Annotated in this window: 16 protein-coding genes and 6 pseudogenes; 8 read left to right on the top strand and 14 right to left on the bottom strand. The window is 42.8% G+C overall.

Annotated elements, in window-relative coordinates; translation table 11 throughout:
- Positions 1-162 (top strand): annotated as a pseudogene (locus I8U19_RS17910) (IS256 family transposase); the annotation flags it as partial.
- Between the two features lie 241 nt (positions 163-403).
- Here the strand turns inward: I8U19_RS17910 and I8U19_RS16595 are convergent.
- Complete coding sequence (locus tag I8U19_RS16595) at positions 404-1,069, bottom strand: class I SAM-dependent DNA methyltransferase (protein ID WP_033102227.1); 666 nt, start codon at positions 1,067-1,069, stop codon at positions 404-406.
- A gap of 151 nt (positions 1,070-1,220) precedes the next feature.
- Positions 1,221-1,664: pseudogene (locus tag I8U19_RS16590) on the bottom strand (transposase); the annotation flags it as partial.
- A 120-nt stretch (positions 1,665-1,784) separates the two neighbouring features.
- On the opposite strand from I8U19_RS16590, the pseudogene I8U19_RS16585 reads away from it, so the two are divergent.
- A pseudogene (locus tag I8U19_RS16585) lies at positions 1,785-2,159 on the top strand (ISL3 family transposase); the annotation flags it as partial.
- A 296-nt stretch (positions 2,160-2,455) separates the two neighbouring features.
- Here I8U19_RS16585 and I8U19_RS16580 read toward each other — a convergent pair.
- The 3 genes from I8U19_RS16580 to I8U19_RS16570 all read right to left on the bottom strand — a co-directional run bounded on the left by I8U19_RS16580 (position 2,456) and on the right by I8U19_RS16570 (position 5,294).
- Positions 2,456-3,742 (bottom strand): coiled-coil domain-containing protein, encoded by a 1,287-nt coding sequence (locus I8U19_RS16580; RefSeq protein WP_198056560.1) that lies wholly within the window; start codon positions 3,740-3,742, stop codon positions 2,456-2,458.
- A 114-nt stretch (positions 3,743-3,856) separates the two neighbouring features.
- Complete coding sequence (locus I8U19_RS16575; protein WP_370589810.1) at positions 3,857-4,270, bottom strand: DUF1360 domain-containing protein; 414 nt, start codon at positions 4,268-4,270, stop codon at positions 3,857-3,859.
- Positions 4,221-5,294, bottom strand: coding sequence for a hypothetical protein (locus tag I8U19_RS16570; protein ID WP_198056558.1), 1,074 nt, complete (start codon positions 5,292-5,294; stop codon positions 4,221-4,223). The genes I8U19_RS16575 and I8U19_RS16570 overlap by 50 nt, the downstream gene beginning before the upstream one ends.
- Positions 5,295-5,831: 537 nt before the next feature.
- Between I8U19_RS16570 and I8U19_RS16565 the strand changes: the two genes are divergently transcribed.
- From I8U19_RS16565 to I8U19_RS17825, 4 genes are all read left to right on the top strand, one after another.
- Positions 5,832-6,977 carry a BMQ_0737 family morphogenetic spore coat protein gene (locus I8U19_RS16565; RefSeq protein ID WP_152568631.1) on the top strand — a complete coding sequence of 382 codons (1,146 nt, stop codon included), beginning with the start codon at positions 5,832-5,834 and terminating at the stop codon, positions 6,975-6,977.
- 195 nt (positions 6,978-7,172) lie between these two features.
- Positions 7,173-7,742: a hypothetical protein gene (locus tag I8U19_RS16560; RefSeq protein WP_033102220.1), complete on the top strand. Its 570-nt coding sequence runs from the start codon at positions 7,173-7,175 to the stop codon at positions 7,740-7,742.
- Between the two features lie 220 nt (positions 7,743-7,962).
- A complete protein-coding gene (locus tag I8U19_RS16555; protein ID WP_232336425.1) occupies positions 7,963-8,388 on the top strand; it encodes a M67 family metallopeptidase in 426 nt (141 codons plus the stop codon).
- A gap of 954 nt (positions 8,389-9,342) precedes the next feature.
- A complete protein-coding gene (locus I8U19_RS17825; RefSeq protein WP_483316415.1) occupies positions 9,343-9,915 on the top strand; it encodes an ATP-binding protein in 573 nt (190 codons plus the stop codon).
- Between the two features lie 108 nt (positions 9,916-10,023).
- Here the strand turns inward: I8U19_RS17825 and I8U19_RS16545 are convergent, their stop codons facing one another.
- The 4 genes from I8U19_RS16545 to I8U19_RS16530 all read right to left on the bottom strand — a co-directional run bounded on the left by I8U19_RS16545 (position 10,024) and on the right by I8U19_RS16530 (position 13,276).
- On the bottom strand, positions 10,024-11,109 hold the full coding sequence (locus tag I8U19_RS16545) for a glycosyltransferase WbsX family protein (protein ID WP_198056556.1): 1,086 nt from the start codon (positions 11,107-11,109) through the stop codon (positions 10,024-10,026).
- A gap of 92 nt (positions 11,110-11,201) precedes the next feature.
- Complete coding sequence (locus I8U19_RS16540; RefSeq protein WP_052154429.1) at positions 11,202-11,822, bottom strand: cephalosporin hydroxylase family protein; 621 nt, start codon at positions 11,820-11,822, stop codon at positions 11,202-11,204.
- A gap of 74 nt (positions 11,823-11,896) precedes the next feature.
- Positions 11,897-12,598, bottom strand: coding sequence for a class I SAM-dependent methyltransferase (locus tag I8U19_RS16535; protein ID WP_033102216.1), 702 nt, complete (start codon positions 12,596-12,598; stop codon positions 11,897-11,899).
- A 15-nt stretch (positions 12,599-12,613) separates the two neighbouring features.
- The gene (locus I8U19_RS16530) at positions 12,614-13,276 is read right to left on the bottom strand and encodes a glycosyltransferase family protein (protein WP_033102215.1); all 663 of its coding nucleotides are present in this window, start codon (positions 13,274-13,276) and stop codon (positions 12,614-12,616) included.
- A 275-nt stretch (positions 13,277-13,551) separates the two neighbouring features.
- Here I8U19_RS16530 and I8U19_RS16525 point away from each other — a divergent pair, with 275 nt between their 5' ends.
- Together I8U19_RS16525 and I8U19_RS17905 are read left to right on the top strand one after the other, a co-directional pair.
- Positions 13,552-15,183 (top strand): glycosyltransferase family protein, encoded by a 1,632-nt coding sequence (locus I8U19_RS16525; protein ID WP_198056555.1) that lies wholly within the window; start codon positions 13,552-13,554, stop codon positions 15,181-15,183.
- A 2-nt stretch (positions 15,184-15,185) separates the two neighbouring features.
- Positions 15,186-15,600: pseudogene (locus I8U19_RS17905) on the top strand (transposase); the annotation flags it as partial.
- 375 nt (positions 15,601-15,975) lie between these two features.
- Here I8U19_RS17905 and I8U19_RS16520 read toward each other — a convergent pair.
- From I8U19_RS16520 to I8U19_RS17810, 5 genes and pseudogenes are all read right to left on the bottom strand, one after another.
- On the bottom strand, positions 15,976-16,152 hold the full coding sequence (locus I8U19_RS16520) for a hypothetical protein (protein WP_160173923.1): 177 nt from the start codon (positions 16,150-16,152) through the stop codon (positions 15,976-15,978).
- Between the two features lie 174 nt (positions 16,153-16,326).
- Entirely contained in the window at positions 16,327-16,554 is a 228-nt protein-coding gene (locus I8U19_RS17820; RefSeq protein ID WP_370589416.1) for a recombinase zinc ribbon domain-containing protein, read from the bottom strand.
- A gap of 232 nt (positions 16,555-16,786) precedes the next feature.
- Positions 16,787-16,912 (bottom strand): recombinase family protein, encoded by a 126-nt coding sequence (locus I8U19_RS16510; RefSeq protein ID WP_160173922.1) that lies wholly within the window; start codon positions 16,910-16,912, stop codon positions 16,787-16,789.
- A 97-nt stretch (positions 16,913-17,009) separates the two neighbouring features.
- Positions 17,010-17,096, bottom strand: a pseudogene (locus I8U19_RS17815) (helix-turn-helix domain-containing protein); the annotation flags it as partial.
- A 102-nt stretch (positions 17,097-17,198) separates the two neighbouring features.
- A pseudogene (locus I8U19_RS17810) lies at positions 17,199-17,600 on the bottom strand (RNA 2'-phosphotransferase).
- Positions 17,601-17,945 lie beyond the last annotated feature (345 nt).

Genomic DNA, 17,945 nt, shown 5'->3' with positions numbered 1-17,945 from the left:
TCTTTCCGAATCGAGCTTCCGTGTTGCGTTTGCTGGGAGCACTACTGATGGAAGTGGACGAAAAATGGGCCAGTGGTAGAAAGTACTTGGACATGACCGGAGTATTTGGAGTGGCGAAAATCCAATGAAAAACCTCAGCCAAAAGTTACACGCATAAGTTGAACGCCGACTTTTCTGACCGAGGAAATTTACACATAATTTTGGGCTTGATCACTACATGTTTACCTCACCTATTTAGTTACATGTTAATTTAATTATTACAGGCTTGAGCATTTAGTTGTTTTTCATACATACCAATAATAAGAAACCTTTCTGATTCACGGAAAACATGAACTGCTAATATCGGAGGTCGAACCAAAAACCACATGCTAGTCACTAGGGGTTTTTGAAACCGCAGTGAAGATCAAGCTTCCCGATTTAGTTCGGCCACCATCAGCCAAACATACCGATTGAGCTGTTTCATACGCACGGTGAGTCCGGCTTGGCAGAAAGCGCGTTCTAACCGACTCATCACCGGGTAATACTCCCGTTTCAGATCCAAGGCGAGCTCGTGAAAACCGCGCTCCTCGGCTTCTCGTTGCATGGCCAGTTTGGTCCCTTCATCGCGGAACACTGTATCGGCAAACGCAATTTTGCCGCCCGGATTGAGCCGTTTGACCAAATCACGGAGCGCCTGGTCTTTCATCTCATCTGTCAAATGGTGAAACGCATAAGTGCTTACAATAGCGTCCACTGATGGGAGACCGGAGGGTACGTTCAAAAAATGCCCTTCATGCAACTCCAGATCGGGCAGTTTGGCTTTAGCTTTTTCGCGCATTGCAGCCGACGGTTCAATTCCAATTACCCGGTAACCCTCCGCAAAAAGCAGACTTGTTAAATTTCCAGTACCTACGCCGAACTCCATCACGACGCTTCCTTTGGGAAGTGCAAGAGAATCCACCACTGATTTCAAAATATTGGCGTACCCCTCAAATACTTCGATATATTCCGGATGGCCGCCAGCGACTGCTTGATCGTAATCTTCGGCCCATTGATCAAATAAACTGTTAAAAAGTGCTTCGCTTCCCATCATTCGTGCCTCCTCGGCAAATACCTATAATTATGATCTAATTAGTCGCCTTTTAATGTTAATCTTATCAAAATATGTCATTTCTATCAATACAAATTTCCTACACCAAATAGCCTTTGTGAGTTTAAGTGTAAAGTTTGTTAACTCTGCCCCGTTCATTTTTGACAAAATACCCGCTTTCCGGATCAGTTGTGCTTTCCTTAACCTCTTTAACTTCATCATCCGTCTTGAGAGCCAATGTCTTTTTTCCATGAGCCAATCGATCCTAGTTGATTTCATCCTCAAGTTGCTTTTGGAAGGTTCGGACACAGGCCCAAACCAGCTTCTTAACATATTTCTTTTTATTTGCATTGGCTTTCAAGATGACTTCTGGATTGACAAAACAATGATTGATAGCTTCTTGTAAAATGTAATCAAAAATCATTTCAAACAGATCCGTGTCTTGAAAGCGACGGACATAATTCTTTCCGAATGTTGAAAAATGGGGGATTTTTTCTGTGAGTCCATAACCAAGAAACCAACGATAAGCCACATTGGTTTCAATCTCCTTAATGGTTTGCCTCATGGATCGAATGCCAAATAAATATTGGATCAACGTTGGATAACACAAGAAATCCCCCATTTGATAATTTTCTACTAATATGATTCGACTAAAAAAGCTTGTCGACCTGTCTGCGATAACAGACTTTGTCGACAAGCTGTCCCCTCCCACTGCGAGGGGGTCATATGGAAGAAAGAAAGCGATCTTTCAGAGGGAGAAAAAGAAATATTAAGACTAATACTAGAATCAGATGAAAATATTAGAACAATACATAAACTCGTGCAATCCTTTCGGGATATTATGGATAGCCGCCAAGCTAAACAACTTGAAGATTGGATTAAAAAAGCAGAAATATGCGGAATACAGGAGTTAAAAGGCTTTGTTTTAGGGATTCGACGTGATTTTGACGCTGTGTATGCCTCTCTCAGTCTTGAATGGAGTAATGGGTTGGTTGAAGGACATATCCATCGTTTAAAACTCATTAAAAGTCAAATGTATGGGCGAGCAAATTTTGATTTACTTCGTAATCGAGTTCTTTATCAAGAATAAGCAATAATTTAATTTACATTTTTTTGAAAACTGCTTGGGAATGATGACAGGCCTCTAGTGGTTTCATCAAAAGTGCGGGAGAGCCAATTATACGCCATCGGTAACAGTGAGCGGCTTGAATGTCATCTTTACGGACAATTGATTGCGATTCTTTTGTGTTCATCGACCATATTTCGCATGAGAGAGCTTTTGCTTCGCAAAAAGCAAAAGGAACTAAGTGAGTACAAAGCCATTTACATCATCCATTCTTAGGGGGAATTCCCGTTCGCGGAAGTCTTACCCCCCCACTGCAAAAACTATTTCTTTTTAAAACGCTCCAAAAAATGATTTTCATAGGGTGTTTGATGTTGACGTAAAAACTTGGTGATCTGATTTGGATCAACTTGGAATTCAGGGGGCAAATGAAATTGTTTTTTTGATAAAGATGAATCGGCTGTTGGAGGATTTTTTCTTTGATCTTTAGAAACTGCCGCTTCTATTTCATTGCTATCTCCTTTTGTCTCATGCCCCTGGGACCAGTTTTGGTACATTTGAATCCAAGACGAATCGTCGGCCATTTGATTCTGATCAAGATCTGCTTGTATCCCATCTTGTTCAGATTGAATTGCTCGATTTTGTTTAATCCACTCATTCTGTTTCACAATGTTTTCCAGCGATTTTAACTGCTTAACCATCTGCTCCTTTTGCTCCAGTTCCCTTTTCCATTCCCTCTCTTGTTCCTGCAAACGCCGGATCGTTTGATCTTTTTCCTTTTCTTTCTCTTGCCACTGCCACCGCTCTTTTTCTCTCTCTTCCTGCAGTTGTTTTACTTCTCCCTCTTTCTGCTGAAGCCGCTGAAGCAAGTCGTTCTTTTCCTCTTCCCGCTCCTGAAGCTCTTGTCGAATTACTTTCAACTGTTCAGATTTCCCTTGATAAGCCATTTCCAATGACTTTAACCGCTGAGCCATCTGTCCCTTTTGCTCCAGTTCCCTTTTCCATTCCCTCTCTTGTTCCTGCAAACGCCGGATCGTTTGATCTTTTTCCTTTTCTTTCTCTTGCCACTGCCGCCGCTCTTTTTCTCTCTCTTCCTGCAGTTGTTTTACTTCTCCCTCTTTCTGCTGAAGCCGCTGAAGCAAGTCGTTCTTTTCCTCTTCCCGCTCCTGAAGCTCTTGTCGAATTACTTTCAATTGTTCAGATTTCCCTTGATAAGCCATTTCCAATGACTTTAACCGCTGAGCCATCTGTCCCTTTTGCTCCAGTTCCCTTTTCCATTCCCTCTCTTGTTCCTGCAAACGGTGAATGATTGCATTTTTCTCTGCTTCTCTTTCTTTATACTCGGACAAAACTTTATTTGTTAGTTGCAACTCCTCTTCAAGTTCCATCTTCTTTGCTTTGTATTGGTTTACTACTTCATCTCTTTGCGCCAACATTTGTCTGTAAGTATTCTCTTTCTGGTAGAATTCATCCAAATTTTCTTTCAACTTAGCCAAAGAATTTCGATATTTCTCTATCTTTGATTCATACGTTTTGATCACGTGACTTAAGTACTGGATTTTTTTCTTATATGCGTTTATTGAATGAGAAATCCGTTTTTTCTCATCCATTCATTATTCACCTCAACATATAGATTCATTTATTTATATGACAAAGAAAATGTAATATGAAAATAAAACCTATGCACTCCAGCTAAAAAGCCCCCTTCCCTGCCATTTCCCACTTCATCCGAAATACAGCCTGGACTCTATGAAGGCTGAAGCACCGGCGACCGCCAAGATAAGATGCAGGGGAAAAGAGGCCGGAATCCAAATGTATAACGCTACAAGGAAGAGAGAAGACCATACTCCTACACACCAGTGGCAACTTAATAACATTCCCATCCAGCGTCGCCATCCCGAGCCGATGATATTGACTTGTCTAATCACCTGTCCCGATTGGTCCGGTTCGTATGTGATATTCACAAACGGTTCCCGAATCACAGACGTAATTTCATCAAAAACGATTAGGTGAGTGAGACGAAAAGAAGCCAAGATCAAAACAACAAAATGGAACCATGAAATCGCTGACAATGGAATCTCTCCTTTATCAAAAGGATATCGTGATTCGATTGCTGGTTGGTACTTGAAGGTTGCCATCTTTAAAGAAAAGGATCCCTTGTATGGTGATCGTCCTTCCTTTTTCAGGCTTCGGAACGGAAAGTTGGAAGTTGGAAAACGACTCCATTTCCCCCGGAGCTATCCGCAAGGGCTGAATCGGACAAATCCAATACTCTCCCCGTTCCTTCACCTTTTTCATCCAATCATCCTCAAGGTACCGCCAGCCTGTAGCACTGTCACCATTAAATCCTTGCACAGCCAAAGTATCCGCCATTTTCGGTGGAACGATCTGCCCTTTCAACTGAGCCCCTTCGGTCGGATTCACTTGGAGACAAATGATCGGATCAACCAAATCTGACCTTCCCGTATTTTTCATAACCATGCTTCCAAAAATGAGATAGGGATCCGTATCGAAATCGGGAACAACCACTTGATAATCGAAATAAACATCTGCCCCCCATTCTGGCAAGGAAGCCGCCTGAGTGGAAGGTGAAACCATTTGATCTGGTTGTTCTTCATCTACTGGAGATCCGGTATCCTTCATTGGAGTACTCAAAGACGATTCTGATCCCGGAAACAAATTTCCAATTCCAGGAAAAATTAAACGTATATTTTCAATAGAAACATACGGCAACAGGGCGAGCAAGTTCCCCTTCGTCATTCCCCTCAGCAAGGCCGAAGAGAGAATTACCGCAATTTTTTCATTAAGTTCGTCTGCTTCGTTTTCGCCTTCTTGAGGAAATTGGCAGCGCAAATCCACTTTGGGAATAGGATGCTGATTCAGTTCTCTTTTCATCTGCGCAGTGAATCCATGCACCTTAAATTCGCGGTGAAAAGTACGAGCCCAAAATTTTCCTCTCCCCCCCCGGCTATAGAAGATATGAAAACGCGGGTGAGATGAAGAATGATGAACCAGTTTTGTAAGCTGAAGCATAATCTCCCCATTCTTGAAAGCCGGTTTGTTGGGATCTAGTTGGATAAACTTAACACCAGTTCCGTTGAAAAATGTTTTTATACTTTCCAAAATTGAAGCAAGTTGGTCATCTTTTTTGTTTAAAACCAAAAATACCTTTTTTCCATGCAATCCCGGGGTAAGCTGAAGAAGTTTTTCACTGGGATCCCATCTCGTCTCAAAACCGATCTGTTCGCATAACAAGCGGTAAATTGGAAAAAAACGGTGCGGGAGATTCCTTTTTTTATCCTCGTTAGCTTGAATCCGGACGTCCATATAACCCCTCCCGTTCAATTGCTTACACTGATTCATTGTATGAAACAGGAAGGGGGAGAGTGACCAATCTAAGCCTCATAAAATGGGCTCGTGATTTTAAACCAAAACCAATCATTTTACGTATAGATGGAAAGGAGAACAAACACAATCCAAGAAATTGTGTTTCAATGTTTAAACCCAATTGCACGGCTCTCGAATCGCTCTGGAAGGCAATACGCAAAACCTCACAATCCAACATTAGGATTTGCATTTCTAAAAGGAATAAATTATTAACTTATATTAATTTACGGAAAATGGTTCTTCGTCTAAAGCGACAGGGATAAGTTTTGCGTATATATAAAATGAGCTAATAGTTGAAGGAGGGTATTGTAAATGGTTAAACCAATTCGCGGCTCTCAGGTCTCGCCACTAATTCCAAATAACGTTGCACCTGAGTGTATCTGCGTGCCCAAAGTATATGACTGGGTTGTTTTCACGGAAGAAATTAATTCAACCGTGCCGGTTACCCCTGTAGCAGGTTGCCCGACCACTGTTACAGATATCACTTGCTCCCTTGTGACAGAACCGTTTTTCCCCATCACCTGCGCAACCAATGGGGTTTGTACCGTTCTGGAGCGACGCCCAATCAACATCGATGGGGTAAACGCCTCCTTAGTAAAATTGCGGCAAGAGATCCCCATTGATGTGACGTTCACGGGAACCACTGATGGGACTCCGGCTACTTGTACCATCCGGGTTACGGTACCATTCATCAGGCAAGTGGTCCTGTGCTTCCCGCCCGAATTCACCAACGATAACCTCGTCTGCCGGATTATCAGCGGTGATTGCACAATCACCACGCCTGCCCCCGTCGGTGGTGAACCATTCCCGTCAACCATCGGGGTCGAACTGTTTGTCTGTAAAGAGGTTCAGGTGTTGGCAGCAGTGAAATTGGAAGTTCTGGCGAAATTCTGCTCGCCGCGTGCGCCGATCACGCCGCCGGTCACTTCTGTCTGCCCGCCGCTCACCTTCCCAGAGCAGTGTAATTTCTTCCCGCAACCGAACTGCGATTGTGAGGGCTTCGTGAATGATACCTGTACAATTTCCGCCCTCTCGGGTGCTACTTGTAGTCTCACCATAGGGTCGACGGTAGTCACCAGCGGAACGCAGACAATCAACGCGACCATCTGCAATAACTGCTCCTTGACGAACTCCAGTATCTTCTATCAAACGACGAACCCAACCCAAAGCTTCACGTTTAACGCCGATACCTTCACTTCTGTGGCATGTACCCCGACAGGATCGGCTACACCGACAACACAGGTCATAACGGGAACAGGGACAGTGACAACAACTGCTCCGGTCAGCAACACCATCCCCAATGTTACCTTCACTTTAACCTTGAATGAAGGTGCGACTACAGATTCCTGGACTTTGGTACTCACGGGTCCTTTCGCGGCTACTGCTACAAACACGGTTGTTCCAGATCAAAATCTGGTTATTAATAACTGTAATGCCTTTCCGTCCCCCACTCCGTAAGGATTTAAAGGGGAAAATGGATATGACGATCCGTTATCAGGCTGTTGTCCTTTTTTGGTCAGCAGCCATTTCCTTGTTTTCTGCTCAAATAGGCGCAAGAAGGAATGGAAACTGGATTAACCACAGTGTCTCCCAACCATGATATTGCATATAAATACCCTATATTCTATCAACCAAAGGAAGGGACTTGTCGTTATGATGCTGTGGAAATGGAAAAAACTTTTAACGGAAAAAGACGAGATGATCGATCAGTATAAGAAGAAGGAAAAAGAGTATCAATCCGAACTCGAACAGATGAAACAACACATCCGTGAATATCAGGAAAAAGAAGCAAAATACTTGAGAGATCATGAAGAGACAAAGCAAACCCTTGTGGAACTTGAGCGGAAATTAACCAAATATGAACAAAAAAACGAGGAATATCGAAGTAAGCTGCAACAAAAAGAGCGAAAAATCGAAGAACTGCAACAAAAATTGGCAGAATCGGAGCAAAGGGAATCGGACTCCCACAGAAAATTACAGGAAACAGAAGGCAAATTAAACGCATGGTTGAGAAACCGTCCTAGAGTTGCGATGACGGAAAGCCATTTTCAAACCATGGGGCGAATTGCCAAAAAGTTAGCCAATCAGCCACCCCCGTCCAATTCAGGCCAGATGGCAGGCATCTCTTTTCAAGCCATGGCAACTCCAAAAGCCGGAAATTATGACTCAAATCAATCCTCTTCGCAGACAGTACCCTTTAATCCATTTAAATATACACGATAAATCCAGACTTCTTCTATAATTTTACGAAATGAAAGGAGACCCTCTTTATGGATCCTCGTTGGGAACAATGGCGCAACTATCGGCCGAGACCCCGTGTTCAACCTTCACAGCCGCAACAATACCGACATTATCCATCAAATGGAAACGGCCAACCCGTTCGTCCGGTCCATCAGCCAAACCAAGGGCAACAGCCAAGGCAAACAACCCCACGAAAGGGATGTTGCGGGGGATAACTTCCGATTATGATTTGGTTTTCCACCCTGACGTTTATACAGCCATGATCGACCATTGTCTGCGGGAAAAACCGCTGGAGGCGTGCGGATTGTTGTCGGGAAAGGACCAAACGGCATTCACTTGTTGGCCAATGACCAACATTCTCCACAGCCATAACGCGTTTGAGATGGACACAGGGGAGGTCGAAGATGTTTTCCGGAAAATCAGGGAAAAAGAGGAGCAGTTGGTGGGAATTTATCATTCTCATCCCACCGCTCCCCCAAATCCATCCCTGGAAGATATCGCTCACGCCAACTACCCGGAAGCTGCCTATGTGATTATATCCTTATCTGATAGATCTCCCAACGTCCGTTGTTTCCAAATTCTCAAACCGCGAGTTTTTCCCCTGCTTCATGGAATTTCCCGCTATTAAAACCTCATAAAAAACCAAGCATCCTAGCTTGCTATTAGGCTGTTGACAAATATGGATCAACAGCCTTTTTTGTCGAATTGAAATGAGGACAAGCTTCTTAAGAAACAGTCAAAATTCCCCATAATGGAGCCATATCGCGAGCAAGTGGATACCTGGCTAATGGAGGACAAAGCCCGTCCCCGAAAACAGCGTCATACAACAAAACGGATCTATGATCGTTTGGTAGAAGAATATGGATTTAAGGGCTCGGAACGAACTGCTCGCTACTATGTAGCGAAGCGGAAAATGGAGTTTCAGATCGGGGAAGTGGAGCCATATATTCGATTAGAGCATCCTGGGAGAGAAGCTCAAGTTGACTTTGGTCTTTCCAAGCTGTAAATGGGGGAAAGGTTGTAGAACAAAAGATGCTCATTCTCTCCTATCCGTACAGCAACGCAGCCTTTGTCTTTGTTAGCCCAAAGGAAAACACAGAGTGTTTGCGAAAGCCAAAGGCTCTCAGCTACAGTTCAGTCCCGGCCTTCCTTCCAGATAAAACAAAAGCCTTCTTGCTGTCTTCCGAAGGAAAACAGCGTAAGACTTGCGTCGATTGGCTGATTCGCATGCTGAAGACTTACAACATAGACGAAATTGAAAAGGGATTGCTACATAGCGAATTAGAGAAAACTGAACAACTGGAACATGTCTTTTACAAACTTCGTCATCCCGAGTTCAGGCCATTGCCTTTCCTCGAAACACGCACTCCTGCTATCTTACGGGGCCGGAAACCTGATCTCAGTCGATATGATCGACTTCAACAATGGAGGGCACAAAAGTGAAAACAACACTCCAAAGACTGTGTAAACAAATGCGTTTAGCTCACATTATGGACGTCTATGAAACGATTCCGTTTGAAAATCCATCCCACTTAGTATTTACATGATCTTTTAAATTGCTGAGCAAAGGGGACGTAACCAAATGAGGATTCGCAAATTGATAAACAAGGAAATTTCCTCAAATGAAGACGAAGGGTATTCCTTTGACGCAATCACGTTTCCTGAGAGCATCAATCCAGAAGGATTGATGCGAGTGGATTTCATCGAGAAGAAAGAAAACGTCATTATGCTTGGTGCCGTTGGCATCGGGAAAACTCATCTTGCTACCGCAATGGGGATAGAAGCCTGTAAACGCGGGATGAAAGTCCAATTTTTCAGGGTTTCCGACCTGATCTCGACCCTTCAAATGAGATTCCAAGCTGGAACTCTTCATCGGTTCCAGAAGGAGCTGCTCAACTCGGATATGCTCATCATAGATGAGATAGGGTTTGTCCCTTTTCACAAAGATGGGTCAGAGCTGTTTTTCAATCTCATGTCTGAATGTTACGAGCGATTGAGTGTTGTGGCACCTCTAACTTGGAATTTAGCCAATGGGATACGGTTTTTGGCGATGACCGCCTTACGGCGGATCGTCTTGTTCACCATGCTCATATCTTGGCTTTCACAGGTGACAGTTACCGGCTCAAAAACGCTCTCTCCCATCAATCTTAGTTAATTCATTCTGGCAAGGCACTATGTACAAAACGGTTGCCGTTTTCCGTACTTTTTACTTGCCGAACACATAAAAGTCCACTTTTCTAATTTTGAAAAGTGGACTTTTTATTTAGTATTGAAGTGCTTTTTTTACTTGTTCTAAATACCCAAATCCGTACCTTTTATCCGGTTCCAAATATGTCCCTTCACTCCATTCATTCCAGGCATTAATAAACACAAATTCGCTTTTGATTTGAATCGCCTTTTGAATTAACTGCGAAAAATAATAACCAAATTTATCGGGAGACGCACCATCGAAGATTAGTGCATTTTTCCCCATTCGTGCGGTGTTATCCCAATCGATAAAAGCTCCCAAAAAAGCGGGTTTGTCTGGTAATGGTACTCGATTTAAGATACCTTGCCAAACCGTATCATAATCATATAGACGAATTGCCTGTGAATCAAAACCAGTTACATGTTTAAGCAATTGCGAGGCCAAATTGTGCTGATGATGCTGCACAATCGTATAGAAAGGCTCAAAGTCGATACGAGCATGAATGCATGAACTGGTGTGTGGATTTGGATTGGAATGACTCAACACCTCTGCAAAGTATATCCCATCCAGGCCGTTCTGTTTTGCCAATTGATCCCAATAACAGAACATTTCATCGAGTCGTTCAATATGCCACGGTACATAAACACTGAAAAGGGGTTTGTTATCTACCCGTATATATCTCTTATCTTTGAATGCCTCCAATAAATACTCAAAATGTATTTTCCAATCCGGATAATCTCCATATTCCTGAATCATCAAAAACTCATCATGATCCGATCCATCAATCCATGTTCTTCTCCAATGATGATTTGCCCAGCAAAGACAAAAGGGGAAATCAGGCTCACCCGTTCGGAGCACCTCATTAAATGGCGTTTCAAGAAGCATCTTTCCTTTGAACCAATAGTGATAATAACAAAATCCGTACACTCCATATTCTCTTGCTATATTCGCCTGCCATTGTCTCGCTTCTGGATCAGTTAAATAATAATAATAATCACGGTATGGTTCTCTCGGCTGATAGTGACCCGGGAACAGAGGAACTGCTTTTCGTGTATTGGTCCATTCCGTAAATCCAGGCCCCCACCATCGGTCATTTTCCGGGATTCGGTGGAATTGGGGCAAATAAAAAGCGATAACTTTAGGTGTTAATCTGTTTATCATCATCACCCCCCTCATTTTCCCTATTGTCCAACTTATTCACCAAAACAAAAGGTGAACAGTACATATGCTGATGAGATTAAAAATGGTTCTATTTATTTGATTTTGCGCAGAAATCCATTTGGGTTTGAAGTTACATAAAACTTTTCTCTCTTGTAGTCAATGACAAATTGGTCATTCTCTGCCATAAATTCCTCAACCGCTTCCTTCGGACCGGGGCCACATCCCGGGAGTACGGGATTTCCATTGATATTTGTATCTTCGACAATCAAATAACTCCCCTTTGTCACCAATTGGCTATAAATCTTTAATTCATTTAAAACATGCTGCTTGGAATGATCGGAATCCAAAATCACCATCACCACTTGCGCATCTTTTGCCTCTTGCTGTACAGCCTGAACAATCTCCGGAGAAGTGGAGGAACCAAGCAAGTAATTGATACGGTTATGTTGAGGGCAAGTCGGACTCTCCACAATATCGATGGTGACTACTTTCCCTTTCCCAATCAGATCACAAATCGTCGCCAAAAATAGCGTACATCCCCCTTGACTCGTTCCACATTCCACAATCAGGTCCGGTTTTAGTTCAAATATAATTTCCTGATAAATCCAAAGATCTTGGGGGTATTTTAAGACAGGTACTCCCAACCAATAGGTGTTCGTCCATACCAGGCTGTTATAAAAAAGATTGTGAAATGAATCGATAATATTTTTCATATCAAATCATCCACTTCCTAATCATCATTTTTATCAGAAAATTAACGGAATGTTCTAGGTACTCAATCCATTTTTCAACCGGAGTATTCTCCATTGATTATTGCTTCAACCACATATTGGAAAGCATTTGCTTCAACTGCGAACGAGGGATTGTCTTTCAGCAGGGAGGAACGGATATGGTCAAGCCAATGGATGAGCGGATCCATTTGCGGATTGGGATAAACAATTCTCTCAAGATCAGTAATGTAATAACCGGTAATCTGGAACATCTTGTAAATTTCCGTCAAGGTAAAAAAGCGCAAATGAGTCTGATCTAACAGCCCCCATTCCATATATGTCCATTTCCCCAGAAGAAGGTCGTGCAAAATAGAGATATGAGCGATATTGGGAATGCAAGCAATAATCGAGCCATTCTTTTTCAGAAAAGGTTTTACTTTTCTCAGCACGGCCCAGGGGTCGATCAAGTGCTCCAGCACATCCCCAAAGATAATATGATCAAAAGAACCCTGTTCGTATGGTAACTCGATCGTTTCAATATCACCGCATAAGACATGGTCCAGTTTTTTTTCCGCTTCTTGAGCAGCCTCCGGAAACAGTTCAATCCCGTAGACCGTGATTCCCCTTGTACGGAGTACACTCCCCAGGTTCCCTTTGGCACATCCGACATCAAGCACACACGACGCGTCCGGTTTGATTCTTTTTAACAGATATGGATTATTGCCGTCATAATAATATTCCGGTTTTTGCTCATATAAACGTTTGTGATGATCTACCATAAAATCCCCTCCTCGTTATTTAAGATAATGTCGGGCGAAAATCTCATGGTAATGCATATATTTCGGATAATCGAAATGATTGTTGAAATTAGTGTGATAGTGCAGGCTCCACGGCTCAATCTGTTTTGGGACTCCAACCAAAAATCCGTGTTTTTTGAACTCCAATGATTGGGATATATCATAGAAATCGAACCCATCAAACAAATCAGCTCTCCAGGGTACGTCATATTGGGTCACCATCAAAAACCCATCCACCGCTTCAACAGCTTCAAATGCATCGGTTACTTCTTTCCATTTTTCAAGTTTATAGGTATTTCCGGGGAATCCAATGAGCTTTCCATACAACTCTTTTCCTTCCCACCAAAATCCACTGGAAGGCAGCGTTTTACAGCCGGCAAAACCTAACAAACCCAATAATGGGTTATTTTGAAATAAAGTGAGAATTTCCCGGAGAAAATGAGGGTTGATGATAAAAGTATCCTGATGCAGATAGATCTTATACTTTGCATCATTGGCCAATGCCCGATTATACCCTTCTGCCATTCCTTTCGCCCCGTAAACAGGGAAGAGCTCAATCGTATAACCCTGTGGAACATCCAGATTTTGAATATGTTTCACACATAGCGCATATAATGTCTCGTCATTCACGCAAGTGACAAACAGAAATTTGTTGTTCATCGTAAATAGCCTCCTGGGTTATACTATAAATTCTCATTGATTACGTAGCAAACTACTTACTAATATATGGAGGTTTGGAAAAATTGAAAGGACGATTTACCTATTTTAAAACACCCGTTTTATTACTCTCCGCTGAATTTCAATTTGCTAAGAAAATCGGCCAATAAAGAACTGAATGATTCAAACGCCTATACCTTGAACAACTCTGCTGCATATAGGTGTTTTATCCGATCCGGTTCGATCATCATCATTTGTTTAAGCGAGTGTGAAAAACAATGTCCAGTCCCTTTCTATTTAACGGAAATAAAAAAATCGTGATCTCCCGGCTGTTCAAAGACATACGGAACTCATTTACTTATGAATTTTGGGTAAAACCGCTTTCTTCCCACCGAATTGATCCAGAAGCTTCCAGCGGGGTAGCCAGTCCCTTTGGAATGCAATGGGTCATTGGTGCCGGACACGGAGGAATTCATGATGCCGGTGCGGGAGTATCGGCAGGAACCAACGGGATCAGCGTTTATGAACACGGGTCCTACTACCTCCCTGCCAGGTTGGTATGGGAAACTTCCATAACGGATTGGACCCATGTTGCGGTCGTTTATAATAATAAAACGCCTTCTCTTTATATCGATGGTGTGTGGAAAAAAACGGGGGAACCCAGCCCCAGGGCCAACGTGTTTGCATCAGGATTATTCGGTGCTCTTGAACCGTATGGTTATTTTACAGGCTATCTCAAAAAAATCTGCATCTGGGATCATGCGAGGACACCACAGCAGATCGCTGACGATAAGGACAAGGAATTAACAGACAGCGAACCCGGTTTGATCGGGTACTGGTTGGTAAACAATCATAGTGAATTCTCTTTTGACGAAACGGTTCATTCCAATCACAATAAAAAAATGAAGATCAAAGAAAAAGAGTTATGGGATTTAAAAATTTTATATGTAAAATCAGGAGATTTCTTACCCTATACCGCTATTCATGAATCGATTATTGATTCATTGCACGAGTTGGTTCGCGATGTGCATACGATCAGCTCCCAAGAGGATATTGTCGAAAGAGCAAGGATCATACAACCGGATCTGATGCTGGCGTTAAATGGCTTGGATCTCTCTGCCGATCAAATCACAACAACCCGATTATCAGGAGTAAAAACGGCCGTCTGGTTCACGGATGACCCTTATATTTTGGATGCAACCCGGCAAATCGCTCCTCATTATGACTACATTTTCACAATCGAGTCAAACTGTATCCCTTTTTATAAACAGTTGGGCTGTTCGGAAGTGCATTACCTGCCTCTCGGAATGAATCCTGCAGTATTTCGCCCCAAAAAAGTGAACGCTTCTTATCAGTCAGATGTTTGTTTTGTCGGTAGAGGATATCGTAACCGAATCCGTTTTTTCAATCGGATCCTTCCATTTTTGGCTGGCAAAAAAGTATTGATCGTGGGGGATTGGTGGGAACGGCTTGAAAATTATAGCCTTTACAAACAAGCGATCCGAAATTCATGGGTGAGCGCAGAAGAAACGGCCAACTATTATAACGGAGCAAAAATCGTCCTAAATCTCCATCGACAGCACGATGACAATGAATTTAATCTCAACAGCCATAAAATTTCATGCTTATCCGTAAATCCCAGAACTTTTGAAATTTCAGGATGCAAAACCCTTCAGCTAACGGATTTTCGGGATAATTTGCCTGATTTGTACTCTCCGGATAAAGAGATTGCCATATTTTCCTCCCCTCAGGAATGTGTAGAGAAAATTAACTATTTTTTACAGCATGAAGAAAAAAGAAATGAGATCGCATTGAGAGGTTATTTGAAGACAATCAAGATGCATCTGTACAAACATCGGTTATCCCAGATGCTGAGGATTGTTACTGGAAGCAGCCGGAATGATCTGTAAAAGGATCTTCACAAGAAGATGGAGTGGCCAAATTTCTGGAATCTATTCTGAACCAGATCTTAAAGGCTCAGGAGGCTATGAGCAACTGTCGATGAATCCATACGAACGAGCAGGGGAGTGTCAGGGCTACCGAAACAGCTCCTACCACCACAAAACTGACTAATAGGTAGGAACAATCACACTCGGCTTGCCCCGAATCAGGGGAAAAGCTTACAACTGAGTTGTTTACCCGCTACCAGCGGAGGAACGAGCCTTGGTCTTGATTTGATGAAGACGGGTCAACGGGGTCTCTACCTGGTAGGTAGCCAAAGTTACGGAAGAACTGTGTAGCACGGAGTTTTCCAGATCAACGGTTTCAGATCTGTGCGAGCAGCTAGATCCAACGTGACAGCTTGGAACATTCGTCCCTTGCAGAACGAGCGGTAACCCTTGACATGGTGTTAAAAGTCCGGGAGGAAGCACCTGGTGATGAAGGATTGGACGCGATGAAGATCAAAAAACGGGAATGGTCCAAAATAACAAAAACTTGCTTGAATAAGATCCGGCACACGAACTGATTCGTGACGCAGAAGAGCATGGCCGTTCACTACTTACTCGTAGGTCTAGGACAAACACTTTGACAAAACCGACCGATCCGCATTCTCCACAGGAATCCCAATGATTCCTTCTTTCTTAACTTTGACAAGATAATCCGCGATTTGCATGTCATCGTCAACATCAGCGTCGAATAATGTCTAAACCTCAGTTTTATCCACAGGCACATTTCCTCAACCAAATAAAAATGAACATCAATCAAACCTTCTCAAATGAATAAACCATATCAATCCTCCCATCCGGATAAATCACCACTTCATCCAACAACGTGCGAAATACCTGCAATAGATCCTCATTCTCCTCTTCTAGCACTTCAAACGCTTGCCGGATATTTTCCTCCTTCTTATGGGTGTATTCTTTTTGCCCCGGAATCAATATCTCTTCCTACAGTTGGTGAATTTGCTCCTCCAGCTCGTTTCTTTTATCTTCAAACTCTTATTTCCCAATTAGTTAATCCAAATACAGATCCACCGCTTCTTTTTCTCTTCCCACTGTACTTGTTTTTGAATGGCTTTGAGCTGGTTTTCCTTTTTTCCTGTTCCACTTCGCTCATAAAGTTGAAAGCAATCGATTTTCCTTCAGGCGTTGGATGATAAATTCCCTTACATTCTCATACAATACTCGCCAATGGTTCACACAGCCATGCGTTCCGGATCGGCGGTAATTGGAACATTTCATATAGCGGTATTTCCTCCTGGATCCATCGGAACGCTTTTTGATTGTTTGTACAACGACCATATTGGACCCGCATTCACTGCACTTACAGATTCCCCGCAAATCATTCCATGAGGTAATGTTGACCTTCTCACCATTCCCTTCTCTTGGATTGGCTTTTTCCCAGACGATCGGGACATGATGATTTTCAAATGCCAGATATTTCTCCCAGGGGTTGCGGATTTGTTTCTTACGCCCGCCGATCTTGATTTTGATATATTGATTTAAGATAAAATTCCCACAATGAAATGGGGTTTTAAATCAGCGTTTACACCGAGGTCATTTGCCACTTCCTTCATTTCTTCGGTTTGATATTCCGCCGGTTCAATTCACTGGTGATCCGCTTAAAACCCCACCCGCCCTTTGTGTACCAATCGAATTTCTGACGTACGACCTGGGCTTCCTCTTCATTGATTTGCAAAAATCCGTCCACCCGAACAAACGGTATATCCAGTCGGCCTTTTTCCCCACATAAAAACCCCTGCCTTCTTTGCAAATGCGGCAGGGTCACATGCAGACTAAATCTTCCATTTGCCCAATCTTACCAACTCTATGACAGCTTGGGAGCGTCCTTTGACGTTTAACTTTTGCATGACGTAACTGATGCGTACCTTTTGCAAACTTTGGGCGGGTTCATTTTGAAACGATGTCTCAGACAATGAGTTATAAGATCCCTATTTATTGGGTTCCCACTTTTCTCTCAAAAATCATGCTGTAACAAAATCTGTTAACCAGACCCCATTGGCCGATTGGAAAAACGTATACCCATCCCAATGCATTTCTCTAGCCAGAACCTGCAGTATGATTGTGGATCCATGTCTCTTTCCAACTTGGCGGGCGGTAACGGGATCTCCAGACAGATGCACATGATGCCGACTCCCTTTAATCAATCCCCTTTTGCGAATAGATGAAGAAAGTGACTGGCCGTCCCGCAATACAGTCGATCCGGTGGCTCCATGGGCTCTAAATTCAAGTCAATGTACAGAATGCCCTTGATTCGCCCGAATTTTTTGGCCATCTTCACTGAATGAGAATCGCTGCTTTTCATTCGTTTTCACTATCCGTTCTAAAGTTTCGCGATCTAATAGAACCCCGTGTTTCTGAAGCAACCAAACCAATGAGCTTCTTTCTACTGTCAACCAAGCAATATCTCCAGGAGTCAAAGGTCGTGGCCTGAAGTAAAAGGAATATATGTGACAAATGAACAAGGTTGTCGCGCTTCTTTTACATTTGCTTCTCTCATATAGGAACGTTTTTATTAGTTAAGTCCGTATAATTGTGTAAAAATGGCAGCTGCGAAAAATAATTGAGCCATGGTGAAATTCCTCGGTTAGAATAGTAGTTGGCAAATATTTCCAAACAAGGAGGGTTTCACAATGGCTCAATACCAGATTACCGTAGATTCAGAGATTTTGCATCACCTGTTTTTGAAAGATTCAAAAGATGATGGAGTG

This window comes from Thermoactinomyces sp. CICC 10523 (assembly GCF_016055105.1).
GTDB classification, from domain to species: domain Bacteria; phylum Bacillota; class Bacilli; order Thermoactinomycetales; family Thermoactinomycetaceae; genus Thermoactinomyces_A; species Thermoactinomyces_A daqus.
The sequence above is the reverse complement of the archived record's forward strand: the minus strand, read 5'-3'. Positions and strand labels throughout refer to the sequence as shown.